Raw genomic sequence first — 12,390 nt, 5'->3', positions numbered from 1 at the left:
CCCCCCCCTCCCCGCCCCCCGCGGGCGGGCCCCCGGGGGCCCTGTGTGATCGGTTTCCAAGATTTCTGACTGCAGGATAATGAGTTTTCCGTAGATTTTGCTGGGTGGAGTTCTGTCCCGCTCGCCGAAGGGGAAATATTCGGAAGTAGAGTGACTGAGAACCAAACCGCTGGCAATGATTTTCCCTCGATTTCTTCGGCTTGCTCTGGTGATCTTGGGGCTGTTGCGGATGACGGGCCTGAGTATCTGGAGATGATTATTAGGTATCCGGGAGAATAGAGTTCAATTATGCGCCTGATGGCGATTGTCTTGAGCGTTGGACTGGGGAAGAGCGGATTGATTGGCTTCCCGGCACCATTGCTTTGAATTCTGCTGAGAAGATGGGCTTCTGGGCAAGCTGATTGGTTGCGATCCTGGTGGAACCGATCTGGTGGGTGATCGTTATGCTGGTGGGCCTCATGACACTTCTGGTCTGGGCAGCGTTCACTGCCTGCGCGTCGGTCCGTATCGGGGAGGGAAGCATCGACGTCGCTGGTCCGTCCTATCGTCGCAGCATCCCTGTCGACGAGATCGTTGAGGTGTCCTTCCACCGTGAGGACGCCTCGGACCACAGCCTGCTCAACTGGGCGGTCGTCGGGAAGGCGTCCTCACCTGCCGGTGTGCGCCTGAGCCTCGGTGGGATGCTCGCAGCACAGATCCTCACGACGGGTGGGGACAACTGCAAGGTCTTCTTCGCGTCGAGGGGCACCGCGGACGCATGCGTGGCTGCTGTCTCAGCGGTCGGTGGTCACCGTACCCTGGACACATGACTGGATCAGCTGGTGAGAACACCGTCTTCTCGGTGCGTCCGTCGCCGGCGATGAAAGCCATCCCGTTCGCGGTGGTGGCGCCGGCGATCCTGCTGGCGTTTGTGGTCCGGGAACCGGCCGTCCAGCTGATCGTCGTGGTGGTTCTGCTCTTCGTGGTCTGGGCGGCGGTCGGTCCACGGTTGACCGTCAGCGTGGGGAAGGAGACCGTCGACGTGGCCGGCACATTCTACCGGCGCAGCATTTCCGTGGGACAGATCGACTCCGTGACGGTCGCCCCGGATGACGGCATGAACCACGGCCTGCTCAACTGGCCGGTCACCGGAAAGGCGACATCGCCGGACGGCGTCCGTCTGAATCTCGGGGGCAGTGCTGCGCTGCAGATCAGGACGACAGCGTGGGAGCGTTACAACGTCGTCTTCGTGACCAATGCCGACGCACTGGCCTGCCGGGACGCGATCATCACGGTATCGCACATATAACAGGACCAGCGTCATCCCAGCGGTGTGAGGACACCGACCTTCCACCCACCGTCCACCCGGATCAGCTGGTACATGTTGCGCTCGCCGGAGATGACATCGTCGGGACCGTCGTACCCGAACTCGACCACCACCCAGATGCTGTGGTCGGTCGCGGCAGGCACGGTGATGGTGGTCGAGGCGTCCCTGACACCCTCGTACTGACCGAAAGCCCCGGCGAAGAACTGCTCGGTCTGGGCGGGGTCGGTGACGAGAATGCGCTGGCGTGGAAATTCGATGAGCGCGGGCACGGCGTAGGCGTCGGCCAGTGCGGCGGCATCCCGGTCCAGGAGATGGCGGGTGTAGGTGTCGAAGAACTCTTCGGCGACGGTGGCGGCTTCAGTGGCATCCATGCCGCCATGCTAGTCCCGGGAAGGATATGCCGACGATCGACGGTGAACGGCGACGCGGAACCGGCGAGTTCAGATTCCGGTTCTGGCACCGGGGAGTCTACGCCCCCATAATTGTGGGTAGTCGCGGAAGCACACCGCTTTCCACTGCTCCCAGGGGTGACCGTGGAGGATGTCAATGTCAACGACCTCATGGCCTTCTTCGTCGAAGTGGTCGCGTTCATCGCCCTTGCGGTGTTCGCCTGGCGTGCCGCACCGACAGGTGTCCGCAGTTGGGTCTGGATGCTAGGGATCCTGATCGTCGCAGGTTCCCTCTGGGCGCTCTTCGTCTCACCGCAGGCGACTTTTGATGTTCCTGTGCTCGCCCTGCTGCTCAAGATCGTGATCCTGGGCGCAGGGGTCCTGGCACTCAGATCCCTCACCTCCCCGGTGTGGGGGATCCTGTTCGGCGTGGTTGTCGTGGTGAACACCGTGCTGATCTACATCGGTCCGTTCGCACGCTAGAGTCCGACGGTAGACTGTCCGCCATGAAGAAGTCCTCCTTCGTCCACCTGCACAACCACACCGAGTACTCCATGCTCGACGGCATGGCGAAGGTGGACCTTCTCGCCCAGGAGGTCTCCCGGCAGGGCATGCCCGCGGTCGGCATGACCGACCACGGCAACATGTTCGGCTCGGACGCCTTCTACCACGCGATGACCGCTGCGGACGTCAAGCCGATCATCGGTATCGAGACCTATATGGCCCCGGACTCGCGCCTGCTCAAGGACCGTATCCGCTGGGGTCAGCCCGAGCAGAGGCGTGACGATGTCGCCGGTGGTGGCTACTACCTCCACCAGACGATGATGGCGGAGAACGCGACCGGTCTGCACAATCTCTTCCGGCTGTCCTCCCTGGCGTCCTACGAGGGTCAGGTCTCGAAGTACCCGCGTATGGACGCCGAGATCGTCGCTGAGCATGCCGAGGGCATCATCGCCACCACCGGATGTCCCTCCGGCGACGTGCAGACCCGGCTGCGCCTCGGCCAGTTCGACAAGGCACTGGAGGCCGCCGCGATGTGGCAGGACATCTACGGCAAGGACAACTACTTCCTCGAACTCATGGACCACGGGCTCGACATCGAGAAGCGCGTCCGCGACGACCTCCTGGAGATCGGAAAGCGTCTCGAACTGCCGCCGCTGGTGACCAACGACTGCCACTACGTGCTGCAGAAGCAGGCCAAACCGCACGAGGTCATGCTCTGCGTCCAGACCGGTGCGACCCTGGAGGAACCGACCCTCGACGAGGGCGGCAAACGCTTCGCCTTCTCCGGTGACGGCTACTACATCAAGCCGGCCGAGATGCTGCGCGAGTACTGGGACCCGATCGTCCCCGACGGCTGCGACAACACCCTGTGGATCGCCGAGCGTGTCCAGGACTACGGCGAGATCTGGGAAGAGCACACCCACGACCGCATGCCGGACTACGACGTCCCCGAGGGCCACACCCCGACCTCCTGGCTCACCAGTGAGGTCCACGACGGCCTCATCGAGCGCTTCAACGGTGGCGAGGTCCCGCAGGAGTACCTCGACCGTGCGAAGTACGAGATCGACGTCATCGACATGAAGGGCTACCCGTCCTACTTCCTCGTCGTCGCCGACCTCATCAAGCACGCGCGCTCCATCGGTATCTCCGTCGGTCCGGGCCGTGGTTCCGCCGCCGGTGCGCTCGTGGCCTACGCCCTGACGATCACCAACATCGACCCCATCGAGCACGGGCTGATGTTCGAGCGCTTCCTCAACCCGGAGCGTCCGTCCGCACCGGATATCGATATCGACTTCGCCGATGACCGGCGCGCCGAGATGATCCGTTACGCCGCCGACAACTGGGGTGAGGACAAGGTCGCGCAGGTCATCACCTTCGGTACGGTGAAAACCAAACAAGCCATCAAGGACGCCTCCCGCGCCCACCACGGACAGCCCGGCTTCCAGATCGCCGACCGCATCACCAAGGCCCTGCCCCCGGCGCAGGCGGCCAAGGACATCCCGCTGTCCGGCATCATGGATCCGGAGCACCCCCGCTACGGCGAGGCCGCCGAGATCCGCACCCTCATCGAGACCGACCCGGTGGTCAAGGAGATCTACGATGACGCCCTCGGCCTGGAGGGCGTGGTGCGCCAGGCCGGCGTCCACGCCTGCGCGGTGATCATGGCGTCCGTCCCGCTCATGGACCACATCCCGATGTGGAAGCGTCCCGCCGACGGCGCGTACATCACCGGTTGGCCTTACCCGGCGTGTGAGGCCATCGGCCTGCTGAAGATGGACTTCCTGGGTCTGCGCAACCTCACCGTCATCGCCGACTGTATCAAGAACATCAAGCGAAACCGCGGCGAGGACTTCGATCTGGAGAACCTCGAGACCGACGACCCGGCGTCCTACGAACTGCTGGCCCGCGGCGATACGCTCGGCATTTTCCAGCTGGACTCCGGCGGTATGCAGGAACTGCTCAAGCGCATGAAGCCCACCGGCTTCAACGATATCGTCGCGTCCCTGGCACTCTACCGCCCGGGACCGATGGGTGTGGGCGCGCACTGGGACTACGCCGACCGCAAGAACGGCCGCAAACCGATCGAGCCGATCCACCCGGAGCTCGCGGAATCCATCAAGGACATCCTGGAGGAGACCTACGGTCTCATCGTGTACCAGGAGCAGATCATGAGGATCTCGCAGAAGGTTGCGAACTACACCGCCGGTGAGGCCGACGGGTTCCGTAAGGCCATGGGTAAGAAGAAGCCCGAGGTGCTGGCCAAGGAGTTCGACAAGTTCTCCGCCGGCATGAAGTCCAACGGCTACTCCGACGAGGCGATCAAGGCACTGTGGGACACGGTCCTGCCGTTCGCGGGCTACGCGTTCAACAAGTCCCACGCCGCCGGCTACGGTCTGGTGAGCTTCTGGACCGCCTACCTCAAGGAGCACTACACCGCCGAGTACATGGCCGCCCTGCTGACCTCGGTGGCGGACAAGAAGGACAAGTCCGCGATCTACCTCGCCGACTGTCGTCACCTCGGTGTGAAGGTGCTGAGTCCGGACGTCAACGAGTCCGCGTACACCTTCCAGTCCGTCGGCGAGGACATCCGTTTCGGCCTCGGTGCTGTGCGTAACGTCGGTGAGGATGTCGTCGAGTCGATCGTCACGGCCCGTGAGGAGAAGGGGAAGTTCACCGACTTCTCCGACTACCTGGACAAGATCGACGCCACCGCCTGCAACAAGCGCGTCACCGATTCGCTGATCAAGGCCGGTGCCTTCGATTCCCTCGGTCATCCGCGCAAGGGTCTCAACCTCATCCACGAGGACGCCGTCGACGCCGTCACCTCCACCAAGAAGGCCGCTGCGAAGGGCCAGTTCGACCTTTTCGCCGGTCTGAGTGAGGAGGAGACCGGGGACGCCTTCAAGGTCGAGGTGCCCGATCAGGAGTGGGACCGCAAGCACGCGCTCACCCTGGAGAAGGAGATGCTGGGGCTCTACGTCTCCGGTCACCCCCTCGACGGTTTCGAGGCCTCGCTCGACGCGCAGATCGACACCCCGTTGACCACCGTCCTCTCCGGCGAACTGCCGGACCGTAAGACGGTGAAGGTCGGCGGCATCATCTCGTCTGTGGACCGTCGCGTCGACAAGAAGGGCAACCCCTGGGCCATCGTCACCATCGAGGACCAGCACTCCGCCCAGGCGGAACTGCTCGTCTTCTCCCGGGTGTACAGCATGGTCGCCCCGATGATCGCCGAGGACAACATCATCCTCGCCCAGGCGGAGGTCAGTATCCGCGATGACCGGATGAGCCTGTTCTGCAATGATCTGCGCCAGGCGGAGCTGACCGTCGGTGCGGGTTCGGGCGTGCCGCTGCGACTGCGGATGCGCATCGACCAGTGTACCCCGGAGAACATCTCCCGGCTCAAGGACGTGCTGCACAACAACCGCGGTGACTCGGACGTCTACCTCACGCTCGCCGACGGTGAGGACGAGCTGCAGTACATGCTGCCTGCAGAGCTCCGCGTCGACCGCACGTCCTCGCTGATGGGTGATCTCAAGGCCTCCACCTGGGCCGGGGTGCTGGGCTAGATGGGGGAGAGGTAGATGGAGGACGCCGCCTACCGGCGTCCTGTCGACGGGGCGACCTGGGACGCCACCCTGGAGATCAGGCGTTCCCGTTTTCTCGCCCTGGCCGCCCGCGTCACCACCGAGGAGGACGCCCGGGCGTTCATCGCGACCGCCCGCTCCGATCATCCGGACGCCAGGCACCACTGCTCGGCCTTCATCCTCCATGTCGACGGCGCGAACCCGGTCGAGCGGTCCAGTGACGACGGTGAGCCCTCCGGTACCGCCGGTCAGCCGATGCTGGAGGTGCTGCGCGGCTCTGACCTGCAGGATGTGGCAGTGGTGGTGGTCCGTTGGTTCGGCGGGGTGAAGCTCGGTACCGGCGGGCTGGTCCGCGCCTACGGGGACGCCACCCGCGAGGTCCTGGACGGGATCACCGTCGTCCGCCGGGAACAGCGGGCACTGTGGGCCCTCTCAGTGTCCCACGCCGACGCCGGACGACTCGAGGCTGACCTGCGCAACCGTGGCATGGACGTCGAGGCGTTCTACGGCGCGGAGGTGACACTCACCCTCACCCTGGACCCGGACGAGGACCCCACCGGAACGGTCGCGGGGCTCACCGGAGGGGCGGTGACGGTGCGGCGTGCCGGAGAAGAGTGGTGCGACGTGCCGGTGGACACCCGGGAGACCCGCACCCGGTAATCTTGTCCCATGAGCCCTGAGAAGTCAGTAGACAAGTACTCCGGCAGTTCCGTCGACCAGCGCAAGCAGGATGTGCGCAAGCACTCCCGGGCCCTGCAGATTGCCGGCGGTGTGGTGGTCGCCGGTGTGGTCATCGGGTTCTTCGAGAGTTTCTTCTTCATCGTCGCCCTGGTTGCACTCGTCGTTGCCGGGGTGAACGCCTGGAAGATCAAGGAGATCGTCAACCACAAGGACCAGTGGTGACCACCAGGATCGATGCCTGGGTCTGGTCCGTCCGCCTGTTCAAGACCCGCTCTGCTGCTGCAGAGGCATGCCGTGCGGGGCATGTGAAGCTCAATGACGCCACGGTGAAGCCCGCCCAGACCGTGGTTGCGGGGGACACGGTGCGGGCGTGGGTGAACCACCGCGAGCACATCTACGAGGTCACGAAGCTCGTGAGTAAGCGGGTCGGGGCACCGGTCGCCCGGACCTGCTACATCGACCATTCTCCGCCACCGCCGTCGAAGGAGCTGCTGGCGTCGATCCCGCAGCGGGACCGGGGTGCGGGGCGTCCGACGAAGAAGGAGCGGCGGGAGACCGACCGGTTGCGCGGACGCGGCTGACAACGGGTCAGAAGGGGATCTCCTCTCCTGCGGCTGGGTGATTGTCGGTGCCCTGATCCGCGATGGTGCGGGCGATGGTGGTGGCGATGCGCCAGGACCACCGTGCGGCCTCATGTTCTTCCCTGGCTTTCACCTTCCTCGCGAGCGCCTGGTCGAAGGTGAGCACCGCTTTCGCCATCGGCCCGGTCGGGACGGTGGTGACGGTGTGCCCGTCATCGATACTGGTGACGCTGGTCGCGCCGTCGGGGTGGCGGGTGTAGTCGAGCAGTCCACGGGTCTTCTCGTTGTGGCACTGCCGGCACAGGCCCTGGAGCAGCTCGGAGTCGGTCCGGGGATCATCGTCGTAGCGGTGGACATGGTCGGCGTCGGCGACGGAGGCAGGGTTCTCACACCCCGGTGAGCGGCAGGTGCCGTCAACGCCGGCGAGCAGTGCCTTCTGGTTGTCCGTGGCGAACCGGCCGTCATGTGCGGAATGGGAGGGAACGGCGAGGTGGGTGACGCGGCGGGCCCACCGGTCCGAGGCGAACTGGTCGAGCCACTGGTTCTCCAGGTGCATCTCACCGGAGTCGATGTTGCGGTAGCAGTTCAGGGTGACCTTGACGTCGCTGATTCCCCCGTGGACCAGTTCGTTGAAGGCGCTGGCACGGGAACAGTCGTGGGCCGCGGCGACTGCGTCGATGATGCGGGTGATGCCGGTGGCCTCGGAGGCAGGAAGAGTGATGTGGAAACAGGTCTGTTCCGGATTTCGCGTGTCCACGGTGAAATCCGTCTGCAGTTCGGGTGGCGGCACATCCTGGGCGTCCGGGTCTACGGGTAGTGCGGTGGGCTGGTGGATCCCGACGATCCGGGTGGCGGCACGGCGCAGGATGACCGGCCCCGGTACAGCCTGTCGGGGACGGGTCGGGGTGAGAAGTTCGGCGATGTCGGCGTCCACCCGCTCCAGGTGGGCAATGTCGACTGCGCAGGTGACGTCGGAGAGGATGCGCAGCAGGTCGAGGGAGAAGACACCGCAGGATACGGCGGCGGAGGTCTGCGGCATCCGGGCAAGCATGGTGCCGATCTCACAGTAGGCACGTGCACGGCCGACGGTCACACCGAGTGCCCGGGCGATGCGGCCGGTGGTGCGCCGGATCTCGTCGGCCCCGTCGGGGGTGCAGCCGGCGGCGATGGTGATGTCCAACAGGTTTGCGGCGGCCTTCGCGGCGGACAGGAGATCGGGGCTGGACTGCGTCGACCAACTGGCCGGCTCTGCCGGGTCGAGACGGTGGTCAGGAGTGGGCCGCTCGATGCTCAGTGAGCCGTCGGGATCACTGAGGCACCGGGTGGTGAGGTTGAGGATTGCGTCATCCCCGACCGCGACATCGGTGATCAGTTTCTCGCACAGAGCATTGAATGCCATGGCGAGTATGGTCTGACGGTGGGTGACGAAGTTGTATTCATGGTGTTCTCCGTGGTGAGAAGGGTGGTGACACCTATGGTACATCACATGAGACAACAACTCACATGTTCGATTATGAAGAACAGGCTACTTACGGTCGGAACCGGTGAGTCGCTGCCAGCGGTTGCCGAGTCGGCCCGGTCGCGAGTCCGGGTTGTCGCCGATGTGGACGGTACGGCGGATGTGGTCGCGGCCGTAGACCATCAGCAGCAGGTCGTCGATGAGGCGGACCTGCCCGGGGGCATAGCCGTAGTCCATGGCGTCCATCAGCCGGGAGACATTCTCGGAGTCGCACAGGGTGGCCAGCTCTCCGATGGTGGTGATGCCGTGGGCGGCCAGCATGTCCACAGCGAAGGCGTAGTAGTCCGCCTTCGAGGTGGGGAAGGTGGTGCCCAGGATCATGGTGAGGACGCCGGGCAGGGTGGTGACGGAGAGCTCGGCGTCCTCCGCGGCATCCACCTCGCTGGAGACGATGTGCTGGATCTCGTCGAACTGGCCGTCCGCGAGTTCGATGAGCCCGGCTGCCAGGGTGAACGCACGGTGGACCTCCACAGGAAGGTCCTCGTCGGGGTTCTTGTAGCGGATGTCATGCTCGAACTCGGCCCAGGCGTGCTGCAGCACGGTGCGCAGCTGGACCTCGACCAGGCGTCCTGCCAGATCTGTGCCGGCGCCCGGACCAGTGGCGCTGGTCAGTTCGGGAAGTCGCTCGGGATCGACCCGGGCGATGATGTGGCGGGAGGCATAGCCGAACGTGCCCTCGGCTTTCGCCTTCTCCGCCTTGTCCACGACATCCTCGACGGCGAAGAGGTTGCGCATCACCCCGACGAGCAGGGGGATCTCCGAGGTGGTGAACACGGTGATACGGATCCCGATGACGTCGTGGGCGGACTCGAAGTCGCGGTAGTCGGGGAAGTCTGGGTTGCGCAGCTTGGTGAGGAAGCTCCGGCGGTCCTTGATCCGCACCGAGACCTGATCATAGGAGATACCGGCGTCGTTGAGCTCTTCAGAGAGGACGCGGCGGATGTCGTCGGTGACCGTGGGATGCTCGGCCAGCCAGACGTCGTAGTGGTGGAGTGCGGAATCATGCGAACTCATGTCACTTACAGTAGGGCACTCTCACTCAGCGTCAGGGCAGGGCCGCATGTGTCGTCGTCGAGCTGCCCCGGAAGCGTGGCGCCGTTGTCGAGGACAAGGAGGCGTCCGGAACCGGTCACCGCGACCTGCGGCGTCTCGGCCAGGACGCGCAGCGTAGGGCGGATGAGCAGGGGATGGGCGATGAGCCCGGCGGCGGGGAAGGGATCGTCGATGACGCCGATCTCCCGGACGCCGTCGGCGAGGCGACGCTGACGCAGCGCGGTGCCGTGGGTGGCGGTCAGGCGGCCGAGGGTGGCGAGCATCGTGAGTGCGGCATCGGCCCAGAGACCGCCGACGGTGGTGTCCCTGCTGACGAGGTCATCGGTGGTCAGCTCGCGGGTGCCCTCGGGACCCGACTGCCGGATTCCGGTGACCAGGCCGGCGCCGAGCGGGATGAGCAGTGGAGTGCCGGTGGCGAAGATGTCGGCCGGGTGATGGTCGTGGGCGGCGTCCGGCAACGGGAGGAGGTGGAGCGTGGTGTCTGTGGAGTTTCTCGGATCCATAGACAGTTAGACTCCTAGAACGGCGCGTCGGTTCCCTTCACCTCGGAAATATCCGGACGCGCGGTTCTGCCGATCTTCTCCAGGAACTCGGCGAAGGTCCACAGCTGGATGTCCTGGCCCTTCTCCTGCAGCTCCCGGGCCCGCTTCTCCTTGGAGGTCACCGAGTCCCAGGTGCCGAGGATGAGCACGGTGGTCTTCTTCGTGACGTTCTTGCCGACGGTGCCGCCGGCCGCGGCGATCATGTCCCACACCTCGCCCTTCCCGTAGGGCTCGAAGTCACCGGTGACGGTGACGTTCTGCCCGAAGACGGGGCCGTCGGCATCCGCGGTCAGATCCGGCTCGGGCAGGGTGTCCGGGGTGGCGACGCGGTTCCAGGATCCCCCGCCCCCCTTGCCGCCCTTGCCGCCCTTGCCGCCCTTTCCGCCCTTTCCGCCCTTCGGTTTGTCGGAGGGCGCCGGTTCCGCGGCCGGCACCTCAGGAAGTTCGAACAGGGACAGGGGAGATTCAGCGGAGGAGGCGTCCCCGTCGTCCGTTCCAGGCCCGTCGACCGGATACCCACCCTGCAGTGCGGTCAGCGCGGCGTTCGCAGCGACGAAGGCGTCCTGCTGGCCGGGGGCGAACGCGACGACGGTGGTCGCACCGTGGGTCGCAGGGTAGCCACGCAGTGGGCGCCCGGAACCGCCCGCCAGCGAGAACTGGATCCAGCCGGGGGAGGTGGCGGTGGGGGCGTGGTGGTACCAGCCGCGCAGGTCGGCCGGGGAGACGTCCAGGGTGGGTGGCAGGAGCGTCTGCCCCATCGGGGTGCGCTCGACGTGGACGCCGGAGCTGTCGACGCTGATCGTGGCGCCGTGGGCGGTGACCGTGGTCATGAATGTACCTCTGTCTCTGCGTCGTGGATCAGTGGGCACCGGCGGACGCTGCCACGCCGTCGAGGATCAGCTCCACCCCGGCGAGGATACGGACCATGGCCTCGGTGTCCGGAGTGGGGACATCGTCGGTGGCGTGCGCGGTCTGCAGCTCCGTGGCGGCACCGAGCAGGTAGCGCACCAGAACCCACGCGGCCAGGCCGGGATCGCTCCCGGGGGCGCCGGATAGTGCGGCGGTCACCGGCTCGACCGGGTTGTGCTCCAGAGTGCCGGTGGCCAGGGCGGCGGAGACGATCTCCGCGCCGTCACGGATCGACAGCAGTCGGTCGAGCAGGGCGGCGGTGGTGTCCAGGGTGCGGGCACGCCAGGTGTCGATCTCGGCATCCTGCGCGGTGTCGGTGACCTCGGTCGGAATGCCGTCGGGAGCGGCGAGGATCTGGTCGGCGACGGCGCCGAGCAGGGCCTGCTTGGACGGGAAGTGCCAGTACAGGGCCCCCGGTGCAACCTCGAGGTTGCGGGCGAGACGACGCATGCTGAGGTCGCCGAGCCCGTACTCGTGGAGGATGTCGAAAGAGGCGGTGAGGATGGTTTCCCGGTTGAGTTGCACGGTCCTCGAGTCTAGCCGGGTTAACGGATCGGGGTGCCGGTCGATGTAACCTCTGACTGAACGGGTCACTGAACCAGTCACTGAACCAGTCACTGAATGAGTCACAGACTGAAGGGATTTCACCGATATGGCTTACGGACGCCGGGGGCGTGCAGCACGCAGGATGCAGGGTGGACGCCCTGCCGCAGTGGCGGGGGTCGTCCTCGCCGGGGCGCTGGTGCTGACCGCCTGTGGTTCCGATGACGGGGATGACGAGGAGACCACCACGTCGGTGTCCACCTCGGCGACCACAGCTGCGCCGGAGTCCGCTGACCCGTCGGCTGACCCGGAGGCGTCGGACAATCCCGGAGACTCTGAGGCAGGCGCCGAGGGCGAGGGTGCACCGGACCCGGAGGCTCCCGCTGACCCGGCGGCTGAGGGCGAAGGCGGGGCCCCGGCGTCCGGAGACGACCAGACCCAGATCTCCGACATAGCGCGCGGCATGTCAGGCGACAAGCTGATGTCCGACAACTACCAGTACATGCTGGACAACTACTGCTCCGCCTTCATCGACCAGCAGGGGGGACGCGAGGCCATCCAGACGACCATCGACGGGCTGCGTGGTGACAACGACCAGCTCCTCAGCGAAACCGACAGCGTCGTCGATGTGACGGATGTCCGTGATGTCCGGGTCGACGGTGATACGGCAACGGCATTCATCGTCGGCACCGTCGGCGGGCAGGACGCCTCCAGCACGCAGAACTACCTGCGTGAGGACGGTGCGTGGAAGATCTGCCCGGTCGCATGACGCGGCC

Annotated in this window: 14 protein-coding genes; 8 read left to right on the top strand and 6 right to left on the bottom strand. The window is 65.6% G+C overall.

Annotated features, from left to right (window positions below; genetic code table 11):
- Positions 1 to 458: 458 nt before the first annotated feature.
- Both Q0A27_RS10105 and Q0A27_RS10100 read left to right on the top strand, forming a co-directional pair.
- Complete coding sequence (locus Q0A27_RS10105) at positions 459 to 809, top strand: hypothetical protein (RefSeq protein ID WP_291475104.1); 351 nt, start codon at positions 459 to 461, stop codon at positions 807 to 809.
- Positions 806 to 1,288 (top strand): hypothetical protein, encoded by a 483-nt coding sequence (locus tag Q0A27_RS10100; protein ID WP_291475102.1) that lies wholly within the window; start codon positions 806 to 808, stop codon positions 1,286 to 1,288. Before Q0A27_RS10105 ends, Q0A27_RS10100 begins: the two co-directional genes overlap by 4 nt.
- Before the next feature lie 11 nt (positions 1,289 to 1,299).
- Here the strand turns inward: Q0A27_RS10100 and Q0A27_RS10095 are convergent, their stop codons facing one another.
- Positions 1,300 to 1,677 (bottom strand): hypothetical protein, encoded by a 378-nt coding sequence (locus tag Q0A27_RS10095; protein ID WP_291475101.1) that lies wholly within the window; start codon positions 1,675 to 1,677, stop codon positions 1,300 to 1,302.
- Between the two features lie 189 nt (positions 1,678 to 1,866).
- On the opposite strand from Q0A27_RS10095, the gene Q0A27_RS10090 reads away from it, so the two are divergent.
- Genes Q0A27_RS10090 through Q0A27_RS10070 form a run of 5 tightly spaced genes read left to right on the top strand, consistent with a single transcriptional unit; the run spans position 1,867 to position 7,048 of the window.
- Positions 1,867 to 2,178 carry a DUF2568 domain-containing protein gene (locus Q0A27_RS10090; RefSeq protein ID WP_176702184.1) on the top strand — a complete coding sequence of 104 codons (312 nt, stop codon included), beginning with the start codon at positions 1,867 to 1,869 and terminating at the stop codon, positions 2,176 to 2,178.
- 23 nt (positions 2,179 to 2,201) lie between these two features.
- Positions 2,202 to 5,768 (top strand): DNA polymerase III subunit alpha, encoded by a 3,567-nt coding sequence (gene dnaE / locus Q0A27_RS10085; RefSeq protein WP_291475099.1) that lies wholly within the window; start codon positions 2,202 to 2,204, stop codon positions 5,766 to 5,768.
- A gap of 15 nt (positions 5,769 to 5,783) precedes the next feature.
- Positions 5,784 to 6,446, top strand: a complete 663-nt coding sequence (locus Q0A27_RS10080; protein ID WP_291475098.1) for a YigZ family protein — start codon at positions 5,784 to 5,786, stop codon at positions 6,444 to 6,446.
- 9 nt (positions 6,447 to 6,455) lie between these two features.
- Positions 6,456 to 6,689, top strand: a complete 234-nt coding sequence (locus Q0A27_RS10075) for a hypothetical protein (RefSeq protein ID WP_291475096.1) — start codon at positions 6,456 to 6,458, stop codon at positions 6,687 to 6,689.
- Complete coding sequence (locus Q0A27_RS10070) at positions 6,686 to 7,048, top strand: RNA-binding S4 domain-containing protein (RefSeq protein WP_291475094.1); 363 nt, start codon at positions 6,686 to 6,688, stop codon at positions 7,046 to 7,048. The genes Q0A27_RS10075 and Q0A27_RS10070 overlap by 4 nt, the downstream gene beginning before the upstream one ends.
- Before the next feature lie 7 nt (positions 7,049 to 7,055).
- Here Q0A27_RS10070 and Q0A27_RS10065 read toward each other — a convergent pair whose 3' ends face one another.
- The 5 genes from Q0A27_RS10065 to Q0A27_RS10045 form a co-directional block, all read right to left on the bottom strand.
- A complete protein-coding gene (locus Q0A27_RS10065) occupies positions 7,056 to 8,447 on the bottom strand; it encodes an HNH endonuclease signature motif containing protein (protein ID WP_291475093.1) in 1,392 nt (463 codons plus the stop codon).
- Positions 8,448 to 8,573: 126 nt separating this feature from the next.
- Positions 8,574 to 9,581: a hypothetical protein gene (locus Q0A27_RS10060; RefSeq protein WP_291475092.1), complete on the bottom strand. Its 1,008-nt coding sequence runs from the start codon at positions 9,579 to 9,581 to the stop codon at positions 8,574 to 8,576.
- A 5-nt stretch (positions 9,582 to 9,586) separates the two neighbouring features.
- On the bottom strand, positions 9,587 to 10,123 hold the full coding sequence (locus tag Q0A27_RS10055) for a hypothetical protein (protein ID WP_291475091.1): 537 nt from the start codon (positions 10,121 to 10,123) through the stop codon (positions 9,587 to 9,589).
- Positions 10,124 to 10,137: 14 nt separating this feature from the next.
- Positions 10,138 to 10,992, bottom strand: a complete 855-nt coding sequence (locus tag Q0A27_RS10050; RefSeq protein ID WP_291475089.1) for a BRCT domain-containing protein — start codon at positions 10,990 to 10,992, stop codon at positions 10,138 to 10,140.
- A 28-nt stretch (positions 10,993 to 11,020) separates the two neighbouring features.
- On the bottom strand, positions 11,021 to 11,596 hold the full coding sequence (locus Q0A27_RS10045; protein WP_291475087.1) for a TetR/AcrR family transcriptional regulator: 576 nt from the start codon (positions 11,594 to 11,596) through the stop codon (positions 11,021 to 11,023).
- A gap of 127 nt (positions 11,597 to 11,723) precedes the next feature.
- Between Q0A27_RS10045 and Q0A27_RS10040 the strand changes: the two genes are divergently transcribed.
- Positions 11,724 to 12,383: a hypothetical protein gene (locus Q0A27_RS10040; RefSeq protein ID WP_291475084.1), complete on the top strand. Its 660-nt coding sequence runs from the start codon at positions 11,724 to 11,726 to the stop codon at positions 12,381 to 12,383.
- The last annotated feature ends 7 nt before the right edge of the window (positions 12,384 to 12,390 follow it).

Source organism: Corynebacterium sp. (assembly GCF_022712275.1).
Taxonomy (GTDB): domain Bacteria; phylum Actinomycetota; class Actinomycetes; order Mycobacteriales; family Mycobacteriaceae; genus Corynebacterium.
The sequence above is the reverse complement of the archived record's forward strand: the minus strand, read 5'-3'. Positions and strand labels throughout refer to the sequence as shown.